We start from the raw sequence: 26,278 nt of genomic DNA, 5'->3' as shown, positions 1-26,278 counted from the left end.
GCTTCCATGCATAACACGCACTCGTCGGTTTAGCGCTGATGTTCATATGCATACTTGAAATTGTTCTTGGCGTCGTTCATGTCTCTCGCGTCAGAATCGAAAGCTGTCTTCTTTTCCGGAGCTTTCCATGAGCGGCGATGCCCCGCGCCAATTGCATCTGAACATCAACGCGCTTCACTCGGGATTCGTGCCGTCGGCATGGCGTCTGCCGGATTCGGATCCGAACGTATTCCTCGACGTGAACCACTATGTGCGATTGGCCAAAGTGGCCGAACGCGCGTGTCTCGATGCGATCTTTCTCGCCGATAGCGCCGCGATTTCCGATCAACTCGACATGCGCCCCATCACGGCGCTCGAACCGACGATGCTCCTCACGAGCGTTGCCGCTGCAACAACGCATCTGGGACTGATCGCGACGGCATCGACGAGTTACAACGAGCCGTACAACATCGCACGCCGCTTCGCAACGCTCGATCTGATCAGCGGCGGACGCGCGGGCTGGAACATCGTCACGACGGCGGACTTGCCGTCCGCACGCAACTTCGGTCACGACACGGTGCCCGACCATGCGACCCGCTATGCACGCGCCGACGAGTTTGCGACGCTCGTCAAGACGCTGTGGAATAGCTGGGACGACGACGCCTTCGTGGCGCATAAACCGAGCGGCCGTTTCGTTGATCTCGACAAGGTGCATCCGGCCGATCATCGCGGGCGATTTTTCAGCGTGCATGGCGCGCTGAATCTGCCGCGCTCGGCACAAGGTCATCCGGTACTGGTGCAGGCGGGAGCATCGGGCAATGGACGCGATCTTGCCGCCCGCCATGCGGAAGCGGTGTTTTCAGCATCGCAATCGTTCGATGAATCGCGTGCTTACCGCCAAGATCTCAACGCGCGAGCGGCGCGTTACGGGCGCGGCCCGAACGCAGTGAAAGTGCTCGCGGGGCTGACTACGATCATCGGTTCGACAGAGAGCGATGCGTTGCGGCGCCGGGACGAACTCGTCGATCTGATTCCGGTGCAGTACAGCCTGAACCGCATCGCCGGCACGCTCGGCGTTCCCGTCGATTCGCTTTCGCTCGACAAGCGTTTGCCGGAAGAATTGCCGCTGCCCAATGGCGGCAACGGCAATCACACGTTCTTCAACGCGACGCTCGCGCAGGCGCGCACGCATGGCTATACGGTACGCGAACTCATCCGTGCGCTGGCGGGCGGCGGCGGACATCGCGTGATCGTCGGCACGCCCGAGCAGATTGCGGATGACATCGAGCACTGGTTTAGGAACGGCGCCGCCGACGGCTTCAACCTGATGCCCGACGTACTGCCCGATGGTCTCGAAGCCTTCACGGAGGGCGTCGTTCCGATACTTCAGCAGCGCGGCATTTTTCGTCGCGCATACGAGGGCTTGACCTTGCGCAACCATCTAGGGTTGCCGGTGCCGAAGGGCGCGGCACTCGACACGCATTAGGCGCGTGGTAAGGGCGACGCTCCGGCAACGGGGACAAGGAACTGCTCGGCCGGACGCATCGAGTGCGCCCGCGAGTCGGTCAAAATGCCGGAATGATCGCGCCTTGATAGCGCGACAGGATGAACTGCCGGACCTCGGGGGACTGATATGCGGCCACGATCTGCTGCACCCAGGGCTTCTTCGCGTCCTGTTCGCGCACGGCGATCAGGCACGCGTACACGCCGGAACCGTCCTCACGCAAGATCGTGTCCTTCGCCGGATTGAGACCGGCCTTGATCGCATAGTCCGCATTGACGGTCGTGGCGTCGAAATCGTCGAGTGTGCGCGGAAGCTGCGCCGCATCGACTTCCTTGAAGCGGAAGTGCTTCGGGTTGTCGGTGATGTCGAGGGGCGTCGCGTTCACGCCTGTGACAGGATCGATTCCCTGACGCAGTCGGATGTTGCCTTCCTTCTGCAGGAGCAGGAGAATCCGGCTCTCGTTGGCGGGATCGTTGGGTATGCCGATGGTCGCGCCGTCCGGGAGCTCGGCGAACTTGCGGTAACGCTTCGAATAGAGTCCGATGGGCCCGATCCACGTGCGGCCGATGCCGACCAGCTTGTAACCGCGCGCGCGAACTTGCGAGGCGAGAAACGGCCGGTGCTGGTAGCTGTTTGCGTCGAGATCGCCGGCGTCGAGGGCCGCGTCGGGCTGGATATAGTCGTTGAACGACACGATCTTGATGCGCAGACCGTAGTCGCGCTCCGCGACCTTTTTCACCGCCTCGAAGATTTCCTCGTGAGGTCCACTCGTAACGCCGATCTTGAGCGCGGGCGCTTCGGCATGCGCGGCCGCGCTCATGACCATCGCGAGGAATGCGCATAGCAGCACGCGCGGGAGGTGGATGGAGCATCGTTGCACGATGGCAGGGTCCTTGTTCTGAAGTTGGCGACCGGGTCGTTTCATGGACCTGGTCCTGTTCCTGTAACCAATCCGTTGGCGTGACCTTATCCCGGCCTGCCCGCGGCTTCGGCGCTGATCACGGCAGGATGTAAAGGTCCGCGAAATTGCCTCTCAGGCCTTCGCCTGTGGATGCATAGTCCTTCACTTTGGTCGATGCGATCGTGATGTTCGGATTGGCTCCGAACTCGATCGACGGAATATCGTCGTGCACGATCTGCTGGAACTGCAGGAACAATTGACGGCGCTTGCTTTCGTCGGTTTCGACCGAGGCCGCTTCGAGCAGCCGGTCCACTTCCGGATTCGAATAGTGCGCGGCGTTGGAAAACGGAAGGCCGATCTTGAAGTTCTTCGACCAGAAGACCCGCTGGACGCCTACGGTCGGATCGAATACGTTGGAAAGCGCTTCGAGCGTGATGTCGAACGCGCGATCGGTGTAGGCCTTGACGACATAAGTACCGAAGTCGTAGCTCTGCACTTGCGCGTCGATGCCGATGCGCGCGAGCGACTGGCGCACGAAATCGGCGGCGCGCGTGTCCTGGAACGGGTTGTAGAGGAGCCGTAGTGTAAAGCGCTTGCCGTCAGGGCCGCGCTTTAAGCCCAGATTGTCGAGCGTTGCGTTGGCCTGCGCGGGATCGTAGGGAAAGTAGTGGATGTCCGGGTCGTGATAGCGCGAATTCGCAACGCCGATTGCGGCGGCGGAGACCGTGCCATAGCCGTACCAGACGACGCGGTTGAGGGCGTTGACGTCGATGGCCTGCGAGATGGCACGGCGCACGGCCTTGTCCTTCAGCACGGGCGTGTCGAGATTGAAGATCAACTGCTGGTGATTGCTGACATAGGGCCAGTTGGTCGTATCGACGTTGAAATTGGGCAGCGTGGAGAAGCGCTTGACGTCGGCGAGCGGGATCGCCTGGTCGCCGAGATTCGCTGCGCCCGTTTCCAGCGCGGCTGCGCGCGCGGCCGCATCGGGAACGAAGCGCACGATGATCCGGTCGACGTAGGGCTTTGGCTTGTCCCAGTAGTCCGAGTTGCGCTCCAGCAGAATGTGGTCGCCCCGCACGAACTCCTTGAAGACGAACGGGCCGGTGCCGATCGGCGCGCTGTTGTGCGGATTCGATACGATGTCCGTGCCCTGATAGACGTGCTTCGGAATGATCGGCGACTCCGAGCCCGACAGGGCAGTCAGCAGGAACGGCGCCGGCTTCGACAATTCGATCACCACGGTGTAGGGATCGGGCGTCCTTACGTCGCTCACGTTCGCGAAGGTGCTTCGGCCGCGCGGATGGGCCTGCTTCAGCGTCAGAATGGAATAGGCGACATCATCGGACGTAAAACTCGTGCCGTCATGCCACTTTACGCCGCGACGAAGGGTGAAGCGGTATTGAAGCCCATCCTTGCTGACCGACCACGCGGTCGCGAGGAGCGGCTTCGGGTTGAGCTTCTGATCATAGGTGAGCAAGCCTTCAACGACTTTCGGGCCGATCTCCGCGTTGCCGCCTGCAGTGGTGGTCAGGGGAACGATCGACGAAGGTTCGGGCGTCACGAGCCACGTCAATGTGCCGCCGCTGACCGGCGCGGAGCCGGCCGCGGTTGCGCCCGCCGAGTGCAGGCCCATGAGACCCGCTATCAAGAGACCGCCGAGGAATCGCTTGCCAACCCCTGTCATCATCTTCAGTACGCCGATTTGTTGTAAGTCTTTCGGATGGTATCGGGCGGCGCGTCGATCGGAAAACGAGAAATACAGCTTAGCTTGTGCGGATCACGAATCGGCGCGGGTTTTGGCGCGCGGCAGAACACCCAGCGCGGCACGCCCGGCGTTGGCGCGAATCAGGCCATTGACCGGCGCATGAACGCGCCCGCACTGCACGTCGCGATAATGCCGTTCGAGCGGATTGCGCCGCGCGAGACCGTGATTGCCTGCCAGGTCGAGCGCGACGTCCACCGCTTCGATCGCGTTAGCGATGACCGCGTGCTTCACAACCGCCGCGAGCGCATCCGGCGCTTCGCTCGTATCGACGGAGCGGGCGTGCGAGTCGAGCAGCCAGTCGCTCGTGGCGAGCAGCGTCTCGATTCTGCCGATGCCCTCCTGCACTGCGGAGACTGTCGCAAGCGGGGCGCCGCCGAGGGCGCTCGGCTTGCGCTCCTTCACGAACGACACGATCCAGTCGCGCGCCGCACGGGCGACCCCGTCGTAGACCGAGCCGATGAGACTCAGATACCACGCAACGCTATGCGGGTTGCGCTGCAGATCGAGGCTAGCGGGCTGCAGCGCAACGGCGTCGTCGAGTGCCAGGGCGACGTCGTCGAACAGCACGTCGTGGCTGGCGCTCGCACGCATGCCGATCGGATCCCACGTCTCGACGATGCGCACACCCGGCGCGTCGCGCGGCACGAGAAAATGCCCGAGGCGTGGCTCGTCCTCGTCGGTGCGCGCGAGCACGTTGATCCATGCGAGCAGCGGCGCGCCGGTCACATAGACCTTATGGCCGGAGATGCGCCAGCCGTCACGCGTGCGGTGCGCGATCGTATCGGGCAATCCGCCGAAAGACGGAGAGCCGAGCGCCGGTTCCACCTGCGCCGCGTTGAGCAGCGCGCGGCCTTCGACGGAGGCCCGCCGCAGCCGTCGCGCGAGCGCGGGCGGCCAGTCGTCCGAAGCCGTGCGTTCGGCGCGCGTGATGATGGCATGCTGGCAATAGTGCATCGACAGAATCAGCGCGACGGACGGATCGCCGCGCGCGATCTCGCTCACGATCGCGCGCGACACGGCCAGTCCGGCGCCGTGTCCGCCTTCGTCGGCCGGAATGTTGGCGCGCAACAGGCCCGCCCGTTCGAGCGCATCGAACTGCGCGACGGGCGTCGCGCCAGTGCGGTCGTGCTCGGCGGCTCGCGCGGCGAAGGCGCGTCCGAGTTCGGCTGCGGCCTCGATCAGCGTCCGAGGTGCGTTCATCGTGTCACCGTATTGTCGTACGCGTCATGCCGCGCGATGCGTCCGAAAAACGGATGGCCCGGATCGTTGAATCCCGGCGTCGACGGATGGCCGGTCGCGACAAGCGCATCGACGAAAGCCTCGTCGCGCGCATCGAGCCGGAAGTCTAGCGCGGGCAGATAGTCCTGCCACTGTGCTTCGGTGCGCGGCCCGGCGATGGTCGATGTCACGTAACGGCTGTTCAGCACCCAAGCGAGCGCGAACTGGCCGGCCGTGACGCCGCGCGACGCGGCATGCTCGTGCACGCGACGCGCGAGTTCAATCGACTCGGGACGCCATTCGGTCTGTTGCAGGCGACGGTCGTTGCGTCCCGCGCGCGTGTCGGCGGCGGGCGTCGCGCCCGGCTGGTACTTGCCCGTCAGCACGCCGCGCGCGAGCGGGCTATAGGAAATCACGCCGAGACCGTAGCGGTGCGCGGCTGTGAGTTGCTCGGCCTCGACCTGACGATTGACGATGTTGTAGAGCGGCTGGCTCGCGACGGGGCGCGGCACGCCGAGCGCGTCTGCGACATGCGCGAACTCTGCGATCCGCCACGCGCGGTGATTGGACAGCCCGTAATAGCGGATCTTGCCCGCCGCGATCAGATCGCCGAGCGCGCGCACGGTCTCCTCGACGGGCGTCGTGTGATCCTCGCGATGCAGATAGACGAGATCGATGTAATCGGTGCGCAGACGCGCGAGGCTCGCGTCGACCGCGCGCAGCACGTGCTTGCGCGAAGCGCCTGCGGCGTTCACATCCACATCCGCGTGGCCTGATGCGTCACGCAGCGGATTGCCGAACTTGGTCGCGAGCACCCAGCGATCGCGCTGTCTCGCGATATGGCGTCCGACGACGCGCTCGGATTCGCCGCCGTTGTAGACGTCTGCGGTGTCGATCGAGTTGACGCCTTGTTCCGTCGCCTGATCGATGATCCGGGTTGACGTCGCATCGTCGGTCGCGCCGCCGAACATCATCGTGCCGAGCGTTAGAGTAGAGAGTTTCAGGCCGCTTTGGCCAAGCTGGCGATATTCCATGTCGTTCGTGTCGTTGAAAATGAATGTGTCAGCGTTGCAGCCATACATCGGCGAAACTCGCGGCCGTACCGTCGGGCGACATCGTGTGATTGCGCACGCCGCGTGAATAGACCGTCACGTACTGAGGCGAGACGAGATTCAGGTCGGGCAAGTCTTTCTCGAGAATTCGCTGGATCTGCGCGAAATACTGCTTGCGTTTCGTTTCGTCAGTTTCCTGCGCAGCGTCGGCGAACAGCCGGTCGATTTCCGGATTGCTGTAATGCGAGCCGTTCGTGAACGGCACACCGGGCCGGAAGTTGTCGGTGGTATAGAGTCGGGCCACGCCGACCACCGGATCGAACAGGTTGCTCATGCCGTTGATGCTGAAATCGAAATCGCGATCCGTATAGATGCGCTTGAGATACGCGGGCAGGTCCTGCGTTCGGATCGTCACGGTAATGCCCACGCGGTTCAGCGCGGACTTCACGTACTCCGCCGTGCGCGACGGCAGATCACCGATGGGTAGCGGATCGACCGTCAGCGCGAAGCGCGTGCCGTCCGCCCGGCGCGGATACCCGGCTTCGTCGAGCAGCGCGTTGGCGCGCGCGAGATCGAACGGATAGGGCGTCGGCGCCGGATCGTAGTAGGGATTGGTCGGCATCAGCGGACTCGCGCTCGCCGTCGCATAGCCGTAATAGACGACCTTGCGGATCACCTCGCGATCGATCGCGGAGGCGATCGCCTGACGCACCTTCAGGTTCTTCAGCACCGGCTGGTCCAGATTAAACTCTATGCGCGCGACGCCCGCCTGGAACTCGTAGCCGCGCGTCTCGATGCCGAGCTTCGGGTCGGCCTTCAAACGCGCGAGATCGGCGAGCGGCACGGGCGTGTCCGCACCGAGATCGACGGAGCCGTTTTCCAGTGCGACGGCGCGCGCCGCCGGGTCGGCAATCACCTTCACGATGAGTTTGTCCAGATAGGGCTTGCCCTTGTCCCAGTAGTCGTCATTGCGCGCATATTCGATATAGCTGCCGCGCACCCATTTGACGAACCGGAACGGCCCGGTGCCGACAGGCGCGTTGTTCGCGGGGTTGCTCAGCACGTCGCGGCCTTCGTAGAGATGTTTCGGCAGGATCGGCGTTTCAGAGGCCGAGAACGCGCGGATAAGGTACGGCGCCGGCTTCGACAACGTGATGACGACGGTGCCTGCATCGGGCGTGTCGATGGTGCTCACGTTCGCGAAAGTCGTCTTCGCACGCGGATGCACGGTGCGCAAGGTCTGGAGCGACCACGCGACATCCGCCGACGTGAACGGCTTGCCGTCCTGCCACTTCACGCCCTGGCGAAGATGGAACACGTAGCGCTGGCCGTTGTCCGCGACTTCCCACGAGGTGGCGAGCAAGGGCCTCGGATGAAACTGATAGTCGTAGTCGAGCAGTCCTTCGACGACTTTCGGGCTGACCTTCAGCACGTTGACCGCGGTCGTCGCGAGATCGACGAGCGCAGTGGGTTCGGGCGTCACGACGAAATTTAGCGTGCCGCCGCGCGTCTGTGCGTGTGCGCCGTGTGTCACGCAGGCGAGGCTCGTCGCGACGACAAGAAGTGCGCGACGCATCGGGAGTCGAATCATGGGCGATCGGTGGAGTGGGGAAATTCCTTCAGGCGGCCGCTTCTGCCTCTTGCGCCCGGCGGCGCGCGATGACGGCTTCGAGCGGCGCGGCATCGACCCAGCCGTCGAAGTCGAAATCGGCGGGCAGAAAGGCGTGATGCAGCAGGAAGTTCTTGAAACGCACGAGGGCGTCGAGCGCGTCTGGGTCGAGCCCAAGATCGAGCTGACGATGCAGTCCGCCAGCGTACGCGCGCGGTATCCAATACTCGGCGCAGCGCACCTCGCGCGCAACATACGCCGCGATCTCAGCGGGATGCCCGCACGCCCAGGCCGCTGCATCGAGCGTTCGCTCCAGCACACGCTCGACGAGATCGGGACGTTCGCGCAGCAGTTGCGCATCGACGGTCGGCGGACGCGGCGTGCCATTGTTCGCATGCGCCCGGCGATCGTGATGCGCGGATATGTCGATCAGTACGCGCGCGCCCAGAACGTTCGCGATTTCGAGACCCGTCGCGCCCTTTACGAACACGACGTCCGCCTCTCCGCGCAGCAGCGCCTCTGCCTCGCGCGCGAACTCGTGCGCCCGCTGCGCGTCAAGCCATGCGCCGACGGGAAGATCGTCGGCGGGTTTTGCGTCGACGAGCCCGTGCGGCGAGTGAGGCAGATCGACGAGCCGAACATCGTCGAGTGCCGCATTGGCCACCTGCAGCAGCGACGAGAAACCGCGCAAAGCCGTCGCGCGATGAAAGTCCACCGCCTGCGAACGCGTATTTAGCGGCAGGCCGAAGCGACGGCCCGCGAGGCTTGCGCGCGTCGGCTGCAATTGCGTACTGAGCGTAATGAGCGCTTGAAACTCATCGACCCACGTGAGGCCGATAAGCCGTGTGTCGCTGCCTTGCGCGCGCGCCCACAGCGCCGGAATGTTTCCGCCCTGACGGAACGACCACGGCTGCCCATGCGTGAAATGCGAGCGGCGCACGAGCGGATCGTCGGCGTCCTGCAGCGCTTTCACGTCGATGCCCTCGGCGGCGAACTCGGCCTCTAGCTCGCCTCGTTGAGCGGCAATGCCGAACGGCGTCGGCGCGGGGCAACGGGTGTACCAGATTCGGCTCATGGGAATGTGAGGCGTGAAGTCAATGCCGCAGGCCGGCATCGCGCAGCAGCGGCAGAACGCGGTTGCCGAAGAAGTCGAGGTCGGGTTTGAAGTCGAAGAAGCTCAACTGCACGCCGTCGATGCCGGCGCGATGCAGGCGCACGATGGTGTCGGCGACTTCCTCCGGCGATCCGGTGATCGAAACGTTGCCGCCTACCGCGCGCGCCGCGGCTTGCGTGCGCTGATCGATGCCGCCGCGCCACGCGTGCGCGTCGCTGTCGAAGCGCTGAAAACTGCCTTCGTCGGCATGTGCAACGATCGCATCGCGATACGCGCGCGCCTCGGCCGCCGTCTCGCGGCACACGACGAGCGGGTTGATTAGCGTGCGGATCGTGCGGCCATGCTTCGCGGCGGCGGCTTTCACACGGGCGGCGTGCGCGGGCAGCGCCTCCAGCGCGCGATCGATGTCCGGCCCCGCCGGGCTCGTGATGAACACGACATCCGAATAGCGCGCGGCGAATTCGATGCCTGCGTCCGAGCCGGTCGCATTGATGAGCAGAGGCCTGCCATAGCGAGGCTTGGGCGTGACGAACGCGCCACCGAGCTTCCAGCTCGACAGCTCCGGTTCGAACGTGAAGTTTTCGCGTTGCGCCCAGAGCTGCTGCACGGCATCGATGAACTCTGCGGCCATCTCATAGCGTCGATCGTGCTCGATGCGGTTCCAGCCGAACATCTCATGCTCTACCGCACGATGTCCCGTCACGATGTTGATTCCCCAGCGCCCGCGCGAGATGTGATCGAGGGTCGCCGTGAACTTCGCGAAGTGCAGCGGGTGCCACGGGCCGTACAGCACGTGGCTGGTGGCCGCGAGAATTATGCGCTCGGTGCGGGCGGTGAGCGCGGCGAGCGTCATGAAAGAATCGAGCGCCTCGCCGTTGAAGACGCCGCCGTAGCCGCCTTTCGGCAGCCATTGAGACAGCGCAAACACGAGGTCGAAGCCGAGCGATTCGGCTTTCAGCACGAGTTCGGCGTTGTAGTCGAAGGACCAGTCGGTCGTGCGCGGTAACGTGGATGCGCTCCAGCCGCCTGCCTGGATCGGCAGGAAAAGTCCCAGCATGAGCGGCTGCGCGAACACTCGCGACACCGGACTGTCGGGGAACTGCGCGGGCGACGCGACATCGACGAATGCGCTCGCACGCGACTGTGAGGCCTGTACTTCAGCGTATGCGGGGTGCGTGGTTTCGCTCATGTTGCGTGTCCATATGGTTGGCCTCTCGCCGTCATGCATCGGGGCATGAAAGTTAAGCACGCGCTCATGCTTGCCGACAACGAATCATTTATGGTTTGTTTTCGACGTGCCGCATTGCCGCCGACGTCATATGCTTTTCGACGCGCCATGCTTTTCATATGCGCAACCGTTCGTTCACGCGTGCGCGATGCCGTTTTATCGTGATCGCTGCGGCGCGTCTCATCCGGCCGTCGAACAACGAACAGAAAGGAACGGCATCACATGGCAGGCTTCAAACGACGCGATTTTCTGATCTCATCAGGTGCGGCGCTCGCGTCCGCCGGCCTGTCTTCGCTCGCCTTTGCGCAAGAAGCGGCTCCTAAGCGTGGCGGCACGCTCAACATGCTGATCAATCCCGAGCCGCCCGTGCTCGTATCGATCTTCCAGACGACGGGCCCCGCGCTCGTCGCGAGCTCGAAGGTGCTCGAAGGCCTGCTCGCCTATGACTTCGATCTGAAGCCGAAGGCGCAGCTCGCGACCTCGTGGAACGTGAGCCCGGACGGTCTCAAGTACACGTTCACGCTGCGCCAAAACGTGAAGTGGCACGACGGCGAGCCGTTCACGTCGGCGGATGTGGCGTTTTCCATCGACTTGTTGAAGTCGATTCATCCGCGCGGGCGCAGCACCTTCGCCAACGTGACCCGCGTGTCGACGCCCGATGCGCGCACCGCAGTCATCGAGCTGTCGAAGCCCGCGCCGTATCTGCTGAAGGCGCTGTCGGCGGGCGAATCGCCGATCGTGCCGAAGCATCTCTATGCGAACGGCGATCCGCTGACGAATCCGCACAACAATGCGCCCATCGGGACCGGGCCGTTCCGCTTCAAGTCGTGGACGCGGGGCGCGAGCATCGTCTATGAGCGCAATCCGGATTACTGGGATGCGGGCAAGCCGTATATCGATTCGCTCGTCTTCAAGGTGATTCCCGATGCCGCCGCACGCTCCGCCGCGTTCGAAACCGGGGCGCTCGATTTAGGCGGCGAGAATCCCGTACCGCTCTCGGATCTGCCGCGTCTCACGCAATTGCCGCAACTCGCCGTGGAAACGCGCGGTTATCGCTTCCTGGAGCCGCTGTCGGAGATCGACTTCAACCTCGACCATCCGATCCTGAAGGACGTGCGCGTGCGTCAGGCGATTGCCCACGCGATCAATCCGCAGATCGTGCAGAAGACGATCGCCTACGGTTACGCCGATATTTCCCCGACGCCGATCACGCCCGCCTCGCCGTATCACGACGCGAAGCTCGCGCCTTACGCATTCGATATCGCCAACGCGGAAAAGCTGCTCGACGTCGCGGGTTATCCGCGCAAGGACGGCGGCCCGCGCTTTCAATTGACGCACGATTTTCTGCCCTATGGCGACATGTACCGACGTCAGGCCGATTACGTGAAGTCGGCGCTCGCGCGCGTGGGTATCGACGTGACGGTGCGCTCGCAGGATCTGCCTTCGTTTCTCAAGCGCGTGTATGCGGACCGGCAATTCGACTTCACGAGCATCGGCGTGAATACGCTGTTCGATCCGAGCGTGGGCGTGCAGCGCCTCTACTGGTCGAAGAATATCCGGCCCGGCGTGCCGTTCTCGAACGCCCCGCACTACAGCAACGCGCAAGTCGATACGCTGCTCGAATCGGCTTCGATCGAAACTGATGAGAAGAAGCGCGTGGCGCTCTATCAGCAGTTTCAACAGATCGTGTACCGCGACCTGCCGATCCTGAATCTCGTCGCGCCGCGCATGGTGACGCTCGCGAACCGGCGCGTGCGCAATCACACGGTATCGGCGCAAGGGCTGGAAGGCAATCTCGCCGATGTCTGGCTGAGCGCCTGAGGACAGACACCGATGAACCGACGCACGCGCTTCGCCGCCATCGCGCGGCGCACCGCATGGCAAGCCCTGCCGACGATGCTCGCCATCGTGGTCCTGAACTTCTTTCTGCTGAAGCTGATGCCCGGCGACGCCGCCGACGTTCTCGCGGGCGAAGCCGGCTCCGCGACGGTCGAAACGCTGCAGGCGTTGCGCGCGAAGTTCGGCCTCGATCAACCGGTGCTGCATCAGCTCGGCGCGTATCTGTCGCATCTCGCGCACGGCAGTCTCGGCTATTCGCCGCGTTACGACGCGCCCGTCATGCAGCTCATTCTGTCGCGTCTGCCGAACACCTTGCTGTTGATGGGCACGGCGCTCTCCCTCGCGATCGTCGCGGGCATCGTGCTCGGTGCGGTCATGGCGCATTGGGCGGGCAAGTGGCCGGATCGCGTGCTGTCTGTGCTCGCGCTTCTGCTGTATTCGACGCCGGGCTTCTGGATCGGCCTGCTCGCTATCGTGCTGTTCTCGGTGCATCTCGGCTGGCTGCCGAGCGGCGGCGATATTACCGTTGGCGCGTCGTTGCACGGCTTCGCGTATGCCGCCGATGTCGCGAAGCATGTGCTGCTGCCAGCCGTGACGCTCGCCACTTTCTTCGTCGCGATCTATGCGCGTCTCACGCGCGCCGCGATGCTCGAAGTGAAGCGCCAGGATTTCGTGCGTACCGCGCATGCGAAGGGCCTGCATCCGCTGCGCGTTACCGTGCGACATGTGCTTCGCAACGCGCTGATGCCGCTCACGACTATGGTCGGCATTCACTTCGGCACGCTGCTCGGCGGCGCGGCGGTGACGGAGACCGTGTTTAGCTGGCCGGGCCTCGGGCGTCTCGCACTCGATGCCGTCATGGCGCGCGATTTCAGCGTGCTGCTCGGCGTGCTGCTGCTTTCGTCGCTGCTTGTAATCGTCGCCAATGTGGCGGTCGATCTGCTGCAGGCGTGGCTCGATCCACGCATTGTCTGACTCATCGAACCTGAAAACCCATGGCTTCCGATTCCCCCGAACTCGCTTCATCCGGCCACGGCTCCGCCTGGCGACGTCAGCTCGCCGGCGCGCTGTTAGGCGCGCGGCGCGCTCAAACTGCTCCCTACGCCCGCGCCTCGCGCGGCGTGTGGCGCGCGCTGCTGCGCAATCCGTCCGCGCTCGCGGGCATCGTCCTGCTGACTGCGTTCATCGCGTTTGCGCTATGTGCGCCGCATTTCTTCCCCGGCGATCCGCTCGATATGGTCGCCGCGCCGTTCGAATGGCCCGGCAGCGATCCGCTATACCGCCTCGGCACCGATTCGCTCGGCCGCGACGTCGCCGCCGGCATCGCGCACGGCACACGCGTGTCGCTCCTGATCGGCGCATCGGCGGCGGGGATCGGGCTCGTCATCGGCACCCTCGTCGGTGCGATCGGTGGCTTCTTCGGCGGCGTGATCGACGATCTTCTCGTGCGGGTCACCGAGCTTTTTCAAACCGTGCCGTCGTTTCTGCTCGTGATCGTGATCGTCGCGATCGGGCGGCCGAGCGTGACGGTGATCGCGCTGGCCATCGGCATCGCTTCGTGGCCGACGGTCGCGCGGATCGTGCGCGCTGAATTCCGCACGCTGCGTTCGTCCGACTTCGTGCTCGCCGCGCGCAGTCAAGGCTTTTCCGATGCGCGCATCATCTTTGGCGAGATTCTGCCGAACGCGCTGCCGCCGGTGATCGTGACCGCATCGGTGATGGTCGCGAGCGCGATTCTGATCGAGTCTTCGCTCTCGTTCCTCGGCATGGGCGACCCGAATGTCGTCACGTGGGGCGGCATGATCGGCGCGGGGCGCGATTCGTTGCGCACGGCGTGGTATCTGACCGCCGTGCCGGGCGCAGCGATCGTGCTTGCGGTGCTCGCGCTCAATCTGCTTGGCGACGGCCTTAACGACGCACTCAACCCGCGCATGCGGGAACGTTCCTGACCCGAGACCTGTCCGTGGCGAATCTTCTTGAAGTGCGCGATCTGCGCGTGAGTTTCGGCGCGCATCGCGCGGTGCGCGGCATCGATCTCGACATCGCCGAGGGCGAGACGCTCGCGCTCGTCGGCGAGTCCGGCTGCGGCAAATCCGCGACCGCTCTCTCGCTCATGCGGCTCGTGCCGGAGTCGGGCCGCGTGACGGGCAGCGTCCGCTTCGACGGACGAGACGTGCTCGCGCTGAGCCCGCGTGAAATGCGCGATGTCCGCGGCAGCGAGATTTCGATGATCTTTCAGGAGCCGATGACATCGCTCAATCCGGTGCTCACGGTCGGCGCGCAAATTGTCGAGACCCTGCGGCGGCACGAAGCGCTGTCGAAGCGCTCGGCGATGAAGCGCGCTGTCGAACTGCTCGATCTCGTGCAAATTCCGGAGCCGCATCGGCGCGTATTCGACTATCCGCACGAGTTGTCCGGCGGACAGCGCCAGCGCGTGATGATCGCGATGGCCGTGGCATGCCGCCCGCGTCTGCTGATCGCGGATGAACCGACCACCGCGCTCGACGTCACCATTCAGGCGCGTATTCTCGAACTGCTCGCGGAGTTACGGCGCAATCTTTCGATGTCACTGCTGCTCATCACGCACGATCTCGGCGTCGTCGCGGAGCACGCGGATCGCGTCGCCGTGATGCTCGCGGGCGAAAAGGTCGAGGAAGCGCCGGTGCGCGAACTCTTCGAGCGGCCGCGGCATGCCTACACGCGCGGGCTGCTGGGCGCATCGTTGAACGTGGCGACGGAGTTGCATTACCGCGACTGGAAGCTGCCAGAGATTCGTCACGCGCAGGGCGCCGATGGCAAGCCCGCGTTCAACGTGACGCCGCTTGCGCCTGTCAGCGCGCCGGAAACGTCATTCGACGACGATGCGCCGCTGCTCTCGGTGCAACATCTGTCAGTCGATTATGCGCGTCGGCATGGCAAGGGCGCACTGCGCGCCGTCGATAACGTGTCGTTCGATATCGCGCGTGGCGAAACTGTGGGCCTCGTCGGCGAATCCGGCTGCGGAAAGTCGACGCTTTCGAAAGCGATCCTGCGTCTCGTGCCTGCGTCGAGTGGTGCAATCCGCCTGCGCGGTGTCGATCTCGCGCCTTTGAGCGAACGCGCGTTGCGCCCGCTGCGGACGCAGGTGCAGATGGTGTTTCAGGACCCGTATGCGTCGCTGAATCCGCGCCGCAGCGTCGGCGACATTCTCGATACGGTGATGATTGTGAACGGCATCGCCGATGCGCGCGAACGCCGCAGACGCGCGAGCGCGATGCTTGATCGCGTCGGCTTGCCAAGCGCCGCACTTAATCGCTATCCGCACGAATTTTCGGGCGGTCAACGGCAGCGCATCGGCATTGCGCGCGCGCTCGTGCTCGAGCCCGCGCTTCTGATCTGCGACGAGCCCGTCTCCTCGCTCGATGTGTCCATTCAGGCGCAGATACTCAATCTGCTCGTCGAGCTGAAGCGCGACCTCCGGCTCGCGTATCTCTTCATCTCGCACGATCTTTCGGTGGTGCGGTATATCGCCGACCGCGTCCATGTGATGCATGGCGGGCGCATCGTCGACAGCGGAGATCATCGCGAGATATGGCGCGCGCCGAAGCATGCGTACACGCGCACGCTGCTCGATGCGATTCCCGGCAAACGATTCGACGCGCAAGCCGCGTAGAGCACGCATTAAGACCATAGGAACGTCACGTCATATGTCGGATAGAAATCAGAAACTCGAAGCCGCGCTCGCCGCATTGCCGGAATTGGCAGAGTCCATCGGCGAAGAAGCGGCTGCACGCGAGGCGCGCCGCGAACTGCCGTTCGAGGCCTTTACGCTGTTTCGCCGGTCGGGACTCGGCACATTGCGCTTTCCCCTCGAATGGGGCGGACTCGGCGGCTCGCTGGAAAACGTCTTCGAAGTGGTCGCAACGCTTGCCGCGCACGAAAGCAACGTCGCACACGCGTTGCGCATTCATTTCGACCAGACAGAAGCGCTGTTGCTATCGCCGCGCACGCCGTTCAATGCATTGCAGATCAAGCGTGTGGCAGAAGGAGCGATCTTTGGCGGCGCATCGACCGAAGCGGGAACATCACGTCCCGGGGAAATCACGACGCAACTCCGGCGCGACGGCGATCACTTCCGTCTCAGCGGTCGCAAGTACTACGCGACGGGCACCGCGTTCTCCGATTACGCGCGCCTGAACGTTCAGGACGAGCACGGCGAAGCAGCGATAGCGGTCGTGCCGGTTAGACGCGAAGGGCTGCATGTGCTCGACGACTGGGACGGCATGGGGCAGCGCATGACCGCGAGCGGCAGTCTCGAGTTCAACGATCTCATCGTGTACGCCGACGAAGTCACGCCGCGCGTGCAGACGACGCTCACGGGTCGCCACGGCGGCGCGCTGCGTCAGTTGCATCTGGTGGCGGTGGCGGCGGGCATTGTGCGCAACGTAGTCGCGGATGCGCAGCGCTATGTGCTGAAGCACGGGCGGCCCGTGCTGCACAGCGCGGCCCCGTCTGCGCGCGAAGATGCGTTCATTCAGCAGGTCGTAGGCGAACTGAGCGCGAACAGTCATGCGATCGATGTGCTCGTGCGCGACAACGCGCGCGTGCTCGAACGATCGTCCCAGGCAATCCGCAACGGCGACGCGAATGCCGACGCGCTCGTGCTCGAAGGCGCACTCGCGACGGCGCGCACGCAGATCGTCGTCAGCAAGCTCGCGCTCGGCGCCGCGGAGCGCATGTTCGAGGCGGGCGGCGCATCGGCGACGGCACGCGCGCATAACTTCGATCGTCACTGGCGCAATCTACGCACGATCTTTAGCCACAACCCGCTGCTGCACAAGGCGCGCGTGATCGGCGATTACGCGCTTAACGGCGTGACGACGCATCTGACGGAAGGGCGTGTGTTTTGAGGATCTGCGCCGAGCGCGTCATCCTCGCCTAGCGCCTTTAAACGGCCGATAAACAAATGATCAAATATTGGTTATGCGCGAAGCGACCTGCGGCGAGAATGAAGTTTCCACTGAATCCTCGAGTGACGGAGAGAGTCGAACATGACCGAACGCACCGCGTGGTGCACGGAAGGGCGGGTCGTCGCAGCGCCGCCACCCGTCACGCTCGTGACGGTTCCGGACCTGCACGGCAGTGAGGGAGCGCATTGGCAGAGCTGGCTCGAGCGTCAGATGCCCGGCGCGCAGCGCGTCGAGCAGCAGGACTGGGATGCGCCGCATCTCGACACCTGGAGCGGTGCAGTGCGCGGCACCCTGGCGGACGTGAGCGGTCCAGTCGTGCTCGCCACGCACGGCTTCGGATGTCTCGCGGCCGCGCATGCGCTGACCCGCTCCGATCGTCCGGCGCATGGCCTATTCAACCCGCTCGATGTTGAAGTGCTCGGCGTGCTGCTGGTCGCACCGGCGAGCCCGGCACGGTTGCGCTTCGCCGGTGCTTTCGACGCGCGCAGACTCGGCGTGCCATCGCTCGTAGTCGGCAGCACCACGGATCCTTGGCAGCCGATCGACGAAGCACGCATGTTGGCGCAGCGCTGGAACAGTGCGTTCGTCAATCTCGGCGATGCGGGGCATGTCGACGTCTCGGCGGGTTTCGGTCCATGGCCGCTGGCGCGGCACTTCATCGAGACGCTCGCGCGGCGCGTGAATGCGCGTGACGAAGAGGAAGGCGGCGCGTTGCCGCGGCGAGCCTGCAGTTAAAGCGTGCGGCCGGCGGCGCCCGCGATGGCCCTGGAAGTCAGGCGAGACCTGGCGGCGCGGCCCTCAGCACGTCGACGTTTTTTCAGCCCGAGCTCGACGAAGGTGTGGGCGATCAGCTGCTGCTCCGCGATGATCGCCCGCGTAATGGCTTCGGTTCCGAACACCTGCCGGCTCACCGCGAGCTCGACGACGGGTTTGGGCAGGCCCCATAGGCGCGCGAGTTCGTCCGGATGCTGCTTGGACCCATTGATCGACCGCCTTGATCTCCTCGATGACGATGCGGATCACGTCGGCATTCTTCGCCACATAGTTTTTCGACAAGAAGTAATAAGCACGGTTGCCCACGACGGCGTTCGAGTCCGCTACGACGGGCGCATTCAGCGACTGCTGCGAGGCGAGGAAATACGGATCCCAGACGACCCAGGCGTCGATCGAGCCGCGCTCGAAGGCGGCGCGCGCATCGACGGGCGCGAGATAGGCGAGTTAAACGTCGCGATACTGAAGGCCATGCTGGCGCAGCAGCTTCACGAGAAAGTATTGGACATTGCTGCCCTTGTTCAGTGCGATGCGCTTGCCCCTCAGATCCGCCACCGTTTTGACCGACGATTGCGCCGGCACGAGCACGGCTTCGGAGTTCGGGCGCGTCGGCGTCGCGGCGACGTAGGCGAGGGGCGCGCCGGCGGCCTGCGCGAAAATCGGCGGCGCTTTGCCCACGTCGCCGAAATCGATCGAGCCCATTGAGCGCGCTTCGAGCTGCACTGGACCGGCGGAGAAGTCCGTCCAGCTTACGGATACGTCGAGCGGAGCCAGGCGCGTCTCCAGTGTTCCGCGCCCCTTGAGTAGGTTCAGATAGCCCTTCTAATTTCCGATGCGCAACACGCGCGGCTGCGTTTGCACGGCTTGCTGCGCGAACGATGCGGGCATGACTGCGAGGGCGGCGGCGCCCGTTGCGGCGCGCGCTGAAAGGACAGAAAAGCGCGACGATCGGTGATTTTCATTCTCGACATGGCTGAAGCTCTGATTTGCGAAAGCTTCAGATGCTAAGACGAGCGCCCCTTCCGACCAACGTAGCGATGCACATAACGCTATCGCAACTTGCTTCATATTCGTGTGCGCGTGACGCCGATCCGGGTGTCGCGCCAAATCGCCATGCCTGCTTTCTTCGTGACAAAAACTTCGTTCCATCGCAGCGGCCACACCGATAGAGTGCCAGCCTCGCCTTCGTGCCGACGCTCAGCGACGCGCACCGGCGCAACGAACAAGGAATTCAACAATGAAAATCAAGACCTGGGGCGCGGTGCTCGCGGCACTGCTGGCAGTGGCTTCGAATGCCGCGCATGCGGATAGGCTCGACGACATCAAGAAAGCCGGCGTGCTGCGCGTCGCGGCGTTCGACAGCAATCCGCCGTTCGGCTTCGTCGATCCGAAGGACAATCAGATCGTCGGTCTCGATGTCGACTATGCGCGCGCCGTGGCGAAGAGCCTGGGCGTCAAGCTGGAAGTGCAGCCGACCAATCCGGCCAATCGCATCGCGTTCCTGAAGTCGGGCAAGGTCGATCTCGTCTTCGCCAACTTCACGATCACCGACGAGCGTAAAAAGGAAGTCGATTTCAGCACGCCGTACTTCGCATCGGGCACGCAGTTCATCGCGAAGAAGGGCGTGCTGAAATCGCCCGATCAGATCAACAGCCTCCGCATCGGCGCGGACAAGGGAACGACCAACGAACAGCAGGTGCGCGCGAAATTCCCGAACGCGACCATCGTCGCCTACGACGACACGCCGTTCGCATTTGCCGCGCTGCGCACGGGCAACGTTCAGGCGATCACGCAGGACGGACCGAAGCTGGTGGCCCTGCTTGCGCGCGTGCCGGACAAGGCCAGCTACGAGATTCCCGCCTTCACGATCTCGAACGATTACGAAGGCGTCGGCGTGCCGAAGGGCGAGACGCGCCTGCTCAACGCCGTGAACGGCACGCTTACGAAGCTCGAAGCGGATGGCGATGCCTCGCGCATTTACGACAGGTGGTTCGGCCCGAAGAGCGCGGCGCCGCTGCCGCGCCTCTTCAAGATCGGCGATCCGCAAAAGAACGGTTGATCGCCGTCGATCATGCATAGCTGGCTCGACCCGAAATATCTTGCGTGGCTGGAGCAGGGTTTCGCCGTCACGCTGATGCTGTCCGCGTGCGCGGCGATCTGCGCGACGCTGCTCGGCTTCGCGCTGGCCGTTGCGCGCACGTCGAGCAATGCGGCGCTCGCACGCGTCGCGGCATCGTATGTTTTCGTCTTTCGCAATTCGCCGCTGCTCGTGCAGTTGCTGTTCTGGTATTTCGGGGCGGCCGTGTTGCTGCCTTCCGAATGGATGACGTGGCTCAACACGCCGCATGCCGCTATGCTCGGACCATTCGCCTTGCGTTGGCCGAGTTTCGAGGTGTTCGCGGGCTGGATCGGATTGACCTGCTACACCACGGCGTTCATCGGCGAGGAGTTTCGTGCCGGCATGCGTGGCGTGAGCGCCGCGCAGGAGCAGGCGGCGGCAGCCCTCGGCATGAGCCGCTACGCTGTCCTGCGCTACGTGATCCTGCCGCAGGCGCTGCGCATTGCGACGCCCCCGCTCGCCGGGCAATACATGAACGTGGTGAAGAACTCGTCGCTGACGATGGCCATAGGCGTTGCGGAGCTGTCGTACATGTCGCGTCAAGTCGATACCGAATCGTTCAGAACGTTTCAGGCATTCGGCACCGCCACTGTGTTCTATGTGCTGACCATTGCGGTTATCGAAGCGGCGCTGGTCGTGTGGCAGCGCACCGGCGTGCGCGCGTTGCGGCGAGTTCACGCATGAACGAGGTCGACTGGCTCGCGTCGCTGCGCTATCTCTTGCTGGGCGCGTTTCCTTCCGGGCCGCTCGGCGGCGTTGCGCTGACGCTCGCGCTCTCCGTCGCCTCCGCGGTTCTCGCAGTGATCATTGGACTCGGGGGCGGCATCGCGCTCGCGATGACACGCGGCGTCGCGCAGATCCTTCTCACTGCGCTCGTCGCGTTCTTTCGCGCGATCCCCGTGCTTATGCTGATCTTCTGGACCTTCTTCCTGATGCCGATTTTGCTGCATGTGAACGTGCCAGGCCTCGTGACCGTCGTGTGCGCGCTCGCGCTGATCGGCGGCGCGTATCTGTCGCATTCGGTCCACGCGGGCATCGTGTCGATCGGCGATGGGCAGTGGCAGGCGGCGATGTCGCTTGGCCTCACGCGTTGGCAGGCGCTGCGCGAAGTCGTTCTGCCGCAGGCCGTGCGAGTCATGATGCCGTCGTTCGTCAATCAATGGGTGTCGCTCATCAAGGACACGTCGCTTGCTTATATCGTCGGCGTGCCGGAATTCACGTTCCTCGCAAATCAGCTCAACAACCGGTTGATGGTCTATCCGGCGCAGATCTTCCTCTTCGTCGGCTTCGTCTACCTAATGCTGTGCGGCGCGCTGCAAGGGCTTGCACATGTGGTGCTTTCGCCTGCGATGCATCGCAGAAAAGCTCGTTTGTGAAATGTGTCGCGCGGGCCTAGATTGAAAGTCATCGTCATTCGAAGGTAGCGAGTCATGGTGCTTCTCCTGACGCATTACTGGCGCATTCTCTCCAACAACTTCGACCAGTCGAGCGAGCGCCGTTTTCTGCGCGAAGCCAGACGCGCGATGAACGCCTGCGCGTGCGAAGCGCCGCGTTCGGGCACGCTCGGCGACGATGATGCGAGCCGCGCCGAGCGTCTCGAACACATCGCGCTCTTCGCGCAAGCCGGATACTTCAACATGGGCAACGCCGTCGATCTTTTCCAGCCACCGGTCGAGCCTCCACCTTTCTGAACGCGCCGGGACGCACCTTAACCACATCAGGCATATCCATAGCTGCATTCGATAGTTAGCCCGTCATGCGCGCGTCGCTAGACTCTGCGCGAATGCTGCCTCGGAGTGCATGATGAGTGTCGATCTATTCTGGTTCCTGCCCACCTCGGGCGACACACGCTACCTCGGCGTGTCCGACTTCGGCCGTGCACCGACCAACGCTTACATGCGGCAGATCGCCGTCGCCGCCGATGAGCTGGGCTACGACGGCCTGCTGATTCCGACGGGCAGCAGTTGCCTCGATCCATGGGTGACCGCGGCGAGTCTCGCGCCGGTCACGCGCCGCATCAAGTTGCTGGTCGCGCTGCGCACCTCGCTCGGCAACGTCACCGCGTCGGCGCGTCAGGCCGCCACGCTCGACGAAGCCCTGGGCGGCCGGCTGCTGCTCAACGTGGTCCCCGGCGGCGATGCGACGGAACTCGCCGCAGACGGCGTCTTTCTCGATCACGAGCAGCGCTACGAATACGCGGACGAATTCCTCCGCGTGTGGCGGCAACTCTTCACCGGCGAGGCGATCGATTTCGACGGCAAGCACGTTCGCGTGAGAGGCGCAAAGAACTTTCATGAACCCGTGCAGAAGCCCTATCCGCCGCTTTATTTCGGCGGTTCCTCCGAGGCTGCCCACGAAATTGCAGCCGAACACGTCGATACGTACCTCACGTGGGGCGAGCCGCCCGCCGCCGTCGCCGCGAAGTTCGACGATGTGCGCGAGCGCGCCGCACGCCGTGGACGCACCGTGCGCTTCGGCGTGCGACTACACGTCATCGTGCGCGAGACGAATGAGGAAGCCTGGGCCGCCGCCGACTCGCTGATCAGCCGCCTCACCGACGAGGACATCGCGCAATCGCAGCAGAATTTCGCGAAGATGGACTCGGTCGGGCAACGCCGCATGGCCGAGCTGCACGGTGGACGGCGCGACCAGCTTGAGATCAGCCCGAACCTGTGGGCGGGCGTCGGGCTCGTGCGCGGCGGCGCCGGTACGGCACTGGTCGGCGACGCACAGACAGTGGCGACCCGCCTGCAGGAATATGCGGAGGCGGGCGCGGACAGTTTCGTGCTGTCGGGCTATCCGCATCTGGAAGAAGCGTATCGCTTCGCGGAACTCGTGTTTCCGCTTCTGCCGGGCAAGAGCCGCGTGACGACCGGCGAGCGGCAGACGGGCGGTGCGTTTGATATGCGCGCGGGTCACAGCCCGCGCTGAGAAAACGGCGAGCGCCGTCGCCAGGGAGGATCGGATGAAGATGGCTCACGGGAGCGCCTCGTCGACGAGCGGCCCCGCCTGGGGGCTGGCATTCGGCTTGGATCATGACGGCGATCGGCGTGGCGCCGTGGTGTCGCGGCGTATTCTCCTTTACCGACACGGCCGACGAGTCGCTCGGCGTCGCGGCCTTGCTCGTGGGCGTCTTCATGTCGGCGTATGCCGGCCGCGAAATCCTTCGCGCGACACGACGCAAGTAGCGCCGGTTCCGTTCCGCGTAATCCACTTCCCGGTCATGCGTGACCGGCGCACCCGCCTGCCTGTTCCGACGATCCATCACCTCGCTCTCGTCGAGCGGCGGCCAGCCGGTCATTCTGCGAGCCGTCGTGGGCGTGAGCGCATAGCGAATGACCCGAGCGCGCCTCAGTGCCCCTTCCACGGCACCAGCCGCCGCTCCAGCGCCCGCATGCCGAAGTCGAAGATCGACGCAATCGCGCCGATCAGCACGATGCCCATCACTACCACGTCGGTGCGCAGAAAGCTCGATGCGTTGAGCACCGTCTGCCCGAGGCCGGTGCTGGCGGCGACCATCTCGGCGGCGGCGAGCGTGGTCCACCCGAAGCCCGCGGCGATCTGCAGGCCCGTCAGTATCTCGGGCAGCACGACGTGCCACACGATCTGCCGGAAGTTCGCGCCGAGCGACCACGCCGCGTTCACCTGCTCGGTGGTCGCGCTCTTCACGCCGGCGCGCGCGGCCATCGCGATCGGCGCGAAACAGGCGAGCCAGATCGCGACGATCTTCACGCTCTCGTCGATACCGAAGTAGATGACGACGAGCGGCAGATACGCGAGCGGCGGCAGCGGCCGATAGAACTCCAGCGGCGGATCGAGCACGCCGCGCGCGATGCGGCTCACGCCCATCAGAATGCGGGAACGTCGGCGGCGGTCGCGCCGGATTCCTGCGCGACCGCCTGCACCTGTTTAAGGAGATTGATAGCCGACCTAGGTTGGTCCGACTCGGCCAGAACGTGTCATCTGGGATGGCTCCACGCGGTGCTAGGTCGCTACGCCACCTTTTCTCGAGTAGGCTTTCCCTCGTCTTGTGGCTTGCGTCGGCGGAAAATGCCGGTTCGAATCCCATGCGCCAGAAGCACCGCTTTCCCAATCGGTCCGTTCTTGAAACATCGTCGATGACCATGTGATAGCCGGCTATCGCGGCATTCGACTCCAATGCCGTCAGTACGGCGCGTCCGATGCGGCGTTATCCATTCGACTATAGCGACAAGCTCAGCGACGCCGAAATCGAGCCGCTTGAAAGCGCCACAACCGACCGCCTCGCCCTTCAAGGTCCGGGCAATCATGAAGCGCCCGCGAGCGGAGCTTATGTCACTCTCGCGAAGAGCGGCGAGAAGGCAAAGCCGACGGACAAGCGAAAGACCGCGTCTTGGCGTGTCGCGAGGTGTCGTCGATGGCCTCATCGAGTTAGGTCTTGTGACGCCTACTCGAGGACCTCGCAACGCGTTGCGCTTCACGTTCCAAGACGGCGTCCTTTTGCGCACGGTATTGCAGTTGCGGACGGCGAAGACCACGCCGCGTAAGCTGTGGGAGGCGCTCGACCGACTCAAGCGCGAGCTTCCTGACGAGCTTCCATTGTCCGGCATCCGCATCGCTGCCGAACGAGACGCGATTGTCGTCAAGACGGGGCCGTCGCGGTGGGACGCGGTAACAGGTCAGATGCTGCTCGACTTCGAAGTAGCCACGGTCGGAGGCGATGTAGTGCTGTTTGACGCGACGCCTGAGCGCAAAAGCTCGGCAACTGCTTAGGCACAGGAACGATACGAATTGGCTGAATAATGCCGTGAGGCGCTGCGCGTGTTCGACCAAGTGCTTGAGCATCTCCCGGACGATGCATTGCTGCATTTCAATTGTGCGGTGGCGCTCGACACGATGGGGGCGACTTGATGACGCAAGGAGTGCTCTGAGCAGTGCTTGGCGCTAGATCCGGACTACGCCGACGCCCATCACAATCTCGCCATCTTGTTAGACAAGGGCGGCGGCCGCCGCGGTCTAATTAGACATTCAAACGCCTATCGACGTTTGAGCAATTGAGCTCATGGCCACGGCATGCCTCCCCACACATTGGGTATCAGCGAAGACGGCTAGGCCAACCTGAACGCCCTTTCGAGGCGGCGTTTCCGTTCCTTCTTGCGCAGCAAAAGCGCGGGCCCGCTGACAGGTTTTCATTGCGCTTTTTCTCGGTGAGATCAATCAATAGTCTTAAGGATTTAAAACCCTACGGGTACGAACCCTGCGGTTGCTCCATAATTTTCGGAGCCTCGCTATGGAAAAAACATCGTCTCGGCGAGCAAAAGTTGTTTTATTTGCCAGCCGTCCAGTAGTTACCCCGGTCGCCGGAAAGAGTGAGGAAGACTACTCCGTCTATGCCTCGTATCGGCCGCACCTTACGGGCTTTGTCGGTGTGCTAAAAGTCGTGCGACTGACCGATGCACGTCTGCTCTATCCTTTTGACGGCGCTGATGAAATCGGTCCCTTCTCCACCCAAGCCGCAGCTCGAGCAGCAGCGGTTCAGCGAGGCGGCGACATTGTGCATGGGGACCTGCGAACTCCAGAACTATAGGTTCCGTTGCAACCAGAGCAAGCGCCTGCTCCTCGTTTTATCCGTCGCGTTTGGGTACGACGCCAGCCTGGCAATCGGCCTTCATCTTCGCCTGTGGTCATGGTTAGAAGATTCAGCTACGCGCTGATCGTTTCGAGGGCTTCCCTGAGCGTAATGCGACGGCTGGTCTGCGCCTGCCTCAGGAAAATCTCCGCAATCCCCTTGGTTGGAATGCTCGCCTCAATGCGACGTAGCTCCTCTAGACGGCACCATTTGCATCGTGCAATTTCGTTCGCAGGCACTGGCTCCGCCTCAGGACCAACGCTCACGAGGAACACAAAGTGACGAGTCTGCAAGCCGCGAAACTGAAACGCATATCGAACATGTACAGCATCGAGCCCAGTCTCTTCCCTCAGCTCGCGGACGGCTGCGTCAGTAAGCTCCTCACTCGGCTTGACTCGGCCGCCGGGAAAGGCCCACCGACCTCGTTCTCGTGCGACGAGAAGAACCCGTCCGTCGCGCTCACAAATGACCGTCGCTCTGCGTTTCATAGACTCAGCGTTCAGTTGGACGTGCAGGCCGTTTTTCACTCGTCATTGCCAACCCAAGCGGGGCCATTAATGACGGGCGGCTAAATTATGAATGATATAGTCTATAGACTTCTGAGGTTCTTTCGCGAGCT

At 63.7% G+C, this 26,278-nt stretch carries 26 protein-coding genes and 1 pseudogene; 16 read left to right on the top strand and 11 right to left on the bottom strand.

Annotated elements, in window-relative coordinates; translation table 11 throughout:
• Window positions 1-127: 127 nt before the first annotated feature.
• Entirely contained in the window at window positions 128-1,465 is a 1,338-nt protein-coding gene (locus IAG25_RS27790; protein ID WP_187607689.1) for an LLM class flavin-dependent oxidoreductase, read from the top strand.
• Between the two features lie 79 nt (window positions 1,466-1,544).
• Here the strand turns inward: IAG25_RS27790 and IAG25_RS27785 are convergent, their stop codons facing one another.
• The 7 genes from IAG25_RS27785 to IAG25_RS27755 form a co-directional block, all read right to left on the bottom strand.
• Window positions 1,545-2,309, bottom strand: a complete 765-nt coding sequence (locus IAG25_RS27785; protein ID WP_375336547.1) for a MetQ/NlpA family ABC transporter substrate-binding protein — start codon at window positions 2,307-2,309, stop codon at window positions 1,545-1,547.
• A 172-nt stretch (window positions 2,310-2,481) separates the two neighbouring features.
• Window positions 2,482-4,071: an ABC transporter substrate-binding protein gene (locus IAG25_RS27780; protein ID WP_187607859.1), complete on the bottom strand. Its 1,590-nt coding sequence runs from the start codon at window positions 4,069-4,071 to the stop codon at window positions 2,482-2,484.
• A gap of 93 nt (window positions 4,072-4,164) precedes the next feature.
• Complete coding sequence (locus IAG25_RS27775; RefSeq protein WP_062259324.1) at window positions 4,165-5,352, bottom strand: acyl-CoA dehydrogenase family protein; 1,188 nt, start codon at window positions 5,350-5,352, stop codon at window positions 4,165-4,167.
• Entirely contained in the window at window positions 5,349-6,404 is a 1,056-nt protein-coding gene (locus IAG25_RS27770; RefSeq protein ID WP_187607688.1) for an aldo/keto reductase, read from the bottom strand. Before IAG25_RS27770 ends, IAG25_RS27775 begins: the two co-directional genes overlap by 4 nt.
• A gap of 28 nt (window positions 6,405-6,432) precedes the next feature.
• Window positions 6,433-7,998, bottom strand: a complete 1,566-nt coding sequence (locus tag IAG25_RS27765; protein ID WP_255503973.1) for an ABC transporter substrate-binding protein — start codon at window positions 7,996-7,998, stop codon at window positions 6,433-6,435.
• 43 nt (window positions 7,999-8,041) lie between these two features.
• Window positions 8,042-9,106, bottom strand: coding sequence for an ABC transporter substrate-binding protein (locus IAG25_RS27760; RefSeq protein ID WP_187607686.1), 1,065 nt, complete (start codon window positions 9,104-9,106; stop codon window positions 8,042-8,044).
• Window positions 9,107-9,125: 19 nt separating this feature from the next.
• On the bottom strand, window positions 9,126-10,334 hold the full coding sequence (locus IAG25_RS27755; protein WP_187607685.1) for an LLM class flavin-dependent oxidoreductase: 1,209 nt from the start codon (window positions 10,332-10,334) through the stop codon (window positions 9,126-9,128).
• 261 nt (window positions 10,335-10,595) lie between these two features.
• On the opposite strand from IAG25_RS27755, the gene IAG25_RS27750 reads away from it, so the two are divergent.
• The 6 genes from IAG25_RS27750 to IAG25_RS27725 all read left to right on the top strand — a co-directional run bounded on the left by IAG25_RS27750 (window position 10,596) and on the right by IAG25_RS27725 (window position 17,896).
• On the top strand, window positions 10,596-12,194 hold the full coding sequence (locus IAG25_RS27750; protein WP_187607684.1) for an ABC transporter substrate-binding protein: 1,599 nt from the start codon (window positions 10,596-10,598) through the stop codon (window positions 12,192-12,194).
• A 12-nt stretch (window positions 12,195-12,206) separates the two neighbouring features.
• The gene (locus IAG25_RS27745) at window positions 12,207-13,187 is read left to right on the top strand and encodes an ABC transporter permease (protein WP_187607683.1); all 981 of its coding nucleotides are present in this window, start codon (window positions 12,207-12,209) and stop codon (window positions 13,185-13,187) included.
• A 20-nt stretch (window positions 13,188-13,207) separates the two neighbouring features.
• Entirely contained in the window at window positions 13,208-14,161 is a 954-nt protein-coding gene (locus IAG25_RS27740) for an ABC transporter permease (protein WP_187607682.1), read from the top strand.
• Between the two features lie 14 nt (window positions 14,162-14,175).
• Window positions 14,176-15,864: an ABC transporter ATP-binding protein gene (locus IAG25_RS27735; protein ID WP_187607681.1), complete on the top strand. Its 1,689-nt coding sequence runs from the start codon at window positions 14,176-14,178 to the stop codon at window positions 15,862-15,864.
• 34 nt (window positions 15,865-15,898) lie between these two features.
• Entirely contained in the window at window positions 15,899-17,101 is a 1,203-nt protein-coding gene (locus tag IAG25_RS27730; protein ID WP_187607680.1) for an acyl-CoA dehydrogenase family protein, read from the top strand.
• 141 nt (window positions 17,102-17,242) lie between these two features.
• Window positions 17,243-17,896, top strand: a complete 654-nt coding sequence (locus IAG25_RS27725; protein WP_187607679.1) for an RBBP9/YdeN family alpha/beta hydrolase — start codon at window positions 17,243-17,245, stop codon at window positions 17,894-17,896.
• On the opposite strand, the gene IAG25_RS42525 is transcribed toward IAG25_RS27725, so the two are convergent.
• The gene (locus tag IAG25_RS42525) at window positions 17,893-18,072 is read right to left on the bottom strand and encodes a hypothetical protein (RefSeq protein WP_441301379.1); all 180 of its coding nucleotides are present in this window, start codon (window positions 18,070-18,072) and stop codon (window positions 17,893-17,895) included. The genes IAG25_RS27725 and IAG25_RS42525 overlap by 4 nt on opposite strands.
• Before the next feature lie 307 nt (window positions 18,073-18,379).
• On the bottom strand, window positions 18,380-18,634 hold the full coding sequence (locus tag IAG25_RS42520) for an ABC transporter substrate-binding protein (RefSeq protein ID WP_441301378.1): 255 nt from the start codon (window positions 18,632-18,634) through the stop codon (window positions 18,380-18,382).
• A gap of 535 nt (window positions 18,635-19,169) precedes the next feature.
• Here IAG25_RS42520 and IAG25_RS27715 point away from each other — a divergent pair.
• The 6 genes from IAG25_RS27715 (at window position 19,170) to IAG25_RS27690 (ending at window position 23,239) form a co-directional block, all read left to right on the top strand.
• Complete coding sequence (locus IAG25_RS27715) at window positions 19,170-19,991, top strand: ABC transporter substrate-binding protein (RefSeq protein WP_187607678.1); 822 nt, start codon at window positions 19,170-19,172, stop codon at window positions 19,989-19,991.
• Between the two features lie 12 nt (window positions 19,992-20,003).
• Window positions 20,004-20,735 (top strand): amino acid ABC transporter permease, encoded by a 732-nt coding sequence (locus IAG25_RS27710; RefSeq protein ID WP_062259333.1) that lies wholly within the window; start codon window positions 20,004-20,006, stop codon window positions 20,733-20,735.
• Window positions 20,732-21,427: an amino acid ABC transporter permease gene (locus IAG25_RS27705; RefSeq protein WP_187607677.1), complete on the top strand. Its 696-nt coding sequence runs from the start codon at window positions 20,732-20,734 to the stop codon at window positions 21,425-21,427. The genes IAG25_RS27710 and IAG25_RS27705 overlap by 4 nt, the downstream gene beginning before the upstream one ends.
• 54 nt (window positions 21,428-21,481) lie before the next feature.
• Window positions 21,482-21,742: a hypothetical protein gene (locus IAG25_RS27700; RefSeq protein WP_187607676.1), complete on the top strand. Its 261-nt coding sequence runs from the start codon at window positions 21,482-21,484 to the stop codon at window positions 21,740-21,742.
• A 112-nt stretch (window positions 21,743-21,854) separates the two neighbouring features.
• Entirely contained in the window at window positions 21,855-22,982 is a 1,128-nt protein-coding gene (gene ssuD, locus IAG25_RS27695) for an FMNH2-dependent alkanesulfonate monooxygenase (protein WP_187607858.1), read from the top strand.
• Window positions 22,983-23,086: 104 nt separating this feature from the next.
• On the top strand, window positions 23,087-23,239 hold the full coding sequence (locus tag IAG25_RS27690; RefSeq protein WP_187607675.1) for a hypothetical protein: 153 nt from the start codon (window positions 23,087-23,089) through the stop codon (window positions 23,237-23,239).
• 163 nt (window positions 23,240-23,402) lie between these two features.
• On the opposite strand, the pseudogene IAG25_RS27685 reads toward IAG25_RS27690, so the two are convergent.
• Window positions 23,403-23,906: pseudogene (locus tag IAG25_RS27685) on the bottom strand (ABC transporter permease subunit); the annotation flags it as partial.
• Window positions 23,907-24,500: 594 nt separating this feature from the next.
• On the opposite strand from IAG25_RS27685, the gene IAG25_RS41555 reads away from it, so the two are divergent.
• The 3 genes from IAG25_RS41555 (at window position 24,501) to IAG25_RS27675 (ending at window position 25,617) form a co-directional block, all read left to right on the top strand.
• Window positions 24,501-24,803 (top strand): hypothetical protein, encoded by a 303-nt coding sequence (locus tag IAG25_RS41555; RefSeq protein WP_255503972.1) that lies wholly within the window; start codon window positions 24,501-24,503, stop codon window positions 24,801-24,803.
• Window positions 24,804-24,968: 165 nt separating this feature from the next.
• The gene (locus tag IAG25_RS42270; protein ID WP_375336543.1) at window positions 24,969-25,088 is read left to right on the top strand and encodes a hypothetical protein; all 120 of its coding nucleotides are present in this window, start codon (window positions 24,969-24,971) and stop codon (window positions 25,086-25,088) included.
• Window positions 25,089-25,320: 232 nt separating this feature from the next.
• Window positions 25,321-25,617, top strand: coding sequence for a DUF6723 family protein (locus tag IAG25_RS27675; protein ID WP_187607674.1), 297 nt, complete (start codon window positions 25,321-25,323; stop codon window positions 25,615-25,617).
• A gap of 116 nt (window positions 25,618-25,733) precedes the next feature.
• Here IAG25_RS27675 and IAG25_RS27670 read toward each other — a convergent pair whose 3' ends face one another.
• On the bottom strand, window positions 25,734-26,147 hold the full coding sequence (locus tag IAG25_RS27670) for an NUDIX hydrolase (RefSeq protein WP_187607857.1): 414 nt from the start codon (window positions 26,145-26,147) through the stop codon (window positions 25,734-25,736).
• Window positions 26,148-26,278: the final 131 nt, after the last annotated feature.

This window comes from Caballeronia sp. EK (genome assembly GCF_014384845.1).
GTDB lineage: Bacteria > Pseudomonadota > Gammaproteobacteria > Burkholderiales > Burkholderiaceae > Caballeronia > Caballeronia jiangsuensis.
The sequence above is the reverse complement of the archived record's forward strand: the minus strand, read 5'-3'. Positions and strand labels throughout refer to the sequence as shown.

Excerpts from the sequence above, each read along its gene's own strand:
- IAG25_RS27790 (WP_187607689.1), top strand. The coding sequence starts at position 128 with ATGAGCGGCGATGCCCCGCGCCAATTGCATCTGAACATCAACGCGCTT.
- IAG25_RS27785 (WP_375336547.1), bottom strand. The coding sequence starts at position 2,309 with ATGGTCATGAGCGCGGCCGCGCATGCCGAAGCGCCCGCGCTCAAGATC.
- IAG25_RS27780 (WP_187607859.1), bottom strand. The coding sequence starts at position 4,071 with ATGACAGGGGTTGGCAAGCGATTCCTCGGCGGTCTCTTGATAGCGGGT.
- IAG25_RS27775 (WP_062259324.1), bottom strand. The coding sequence starts at position 5,352 with ATGAACGCACCTCGGACGCTGATCGAGGCCGCAGCCGAACTCGGACGC.
- IAG25_RS27770 (WP_187607688.1), bottom strand. The coding sequence starts at position 6,404 with ATGGAATATCGCCAGCTTGGCCAAAGCGGCCTGAAACTCTCTACTCTA.
- IAG25_RS27765 (WP_255503973.1), bottom strand. The coding sequence starts at position 7,998 with ATGCGTCGCGCACTTCTTGTCGTCGCGACGAGCCTCGCCTGCGTGACA.
- IAG25_RS27760 (WP_187607686.1), bottom strand. The coding sequence starts at position 9,106 with ATGAGCCGAATCTGGTACACCCGTTGCCCCGCGCCGACGCCGTTCGGC.
- IAG25_RS27755 (WP_187607685.1), bottom strand. The coding sequence starts at position 10,334 with ATGAGCGAAACCACGCACCCCGCATACGCTGAAGTACAGGCCTCACAG.
- IAG25_RS27750 (WP_187607684.1), top strand. The coding sequence starts at position 10,596 with ATGGCAGGCTTCAAACGACGCGATTTTCTGATCTCATCAGGTGCGGCG.
- IAG25_RS27745 (WP_187607683.1), top strand. The coding sequence starts at position 12,207 with ATGAACCGACGCACGCGCTTCGCCGCCATCGCGCGGCGCACCGCATGG.
- IAG25_RS27740 (WP_187607682.1), top strand. The coding sequence starts at position 13,208 with ATGGCTTCCGATTCCCCCGAACTCGCTTCATCCGGCCACGGCTCCGCC.
- IAG25_RS27730 (WP_187607680.1), top strand. The coding sequence starts at position 15,899 with ATGTCGGATAGAAATCAGAAACTCGAAGCCGCGCTCGCCGCATTGCCG.
- IAG25_RS27725 (WP_187607679.1), top strand. The coding sequence starts at position 17,243 with ATGACCGAACGCACCGCGTGGTGCACGGAAGGGCGGGTCGTCGCAGCG.
- IAG25_RS42520 (WP_441301378.1), bottom strand. The coding sequence starts at position 18,634 with ATGGGCTCGATCGATTTCGGCGACGTGGGCAAAGCGCCGCCGATTTTC.
- IAG25_RS27715 (WP_187607678.1), top strand. The coding sequence starts at position 19,170 with ATGAAAATCAAGACCTGGGGCGCGGTGCTCGCGGCACTGCTGGCAGTG.
- IAG25_RS27710 (WP_062259333.1), top strand. The coding sequence starts at position 20,004 with ATGCATAGCTGGCTCGACCCGAAATATCTTGCGTGGCTGGAGCAGGGT.
- IAG25_RS27705 (WP_187607677.1), top strand. The coding sequence starts at position 20,732 with ATGAACGAGGTCGACTGGCTCGCGTCGCTGCGCTATCTCTTGCTGGGC.
- IAG25_RS27700 (WP_187607676.1), top strand. The coding sequence starts at position 21,482 with ATGGTGCTTCTCCTGACGCATTACTGGCGCATTCTCTCCAACAACTTC.
- ssuD (WP_187607858.1), top strand. The coding sequence starts at position 21,855 with ATGAGTGTCGATCTATTCTGGTTCCTGCCCACCTCGGGCGACACACGC.
- IAG25_RS27690 (WP_187607675.1), top strand. The coding sequence starts at position 23,087 with ATGACGGCGATCGGCGTGGCGCCGTGGTGTCGCGGCGTATTCTCCTTT.
- IAG25_RS27675 (WP_187607674.1), top strand. The coding sequence starts at position 25,321 with ATGGAAAAAACATCGTCTCGGCGAGCAAAAGTTGTTTTATTTGCCAGC.
- IAG25_RS27670 (WP_187607857.1), bottom strand. The coding sequence starts at position 26,147 with ATGAAACGCAGAGCGACGGTCATTTGTGAGCGCGACGGACGGGTTCTT.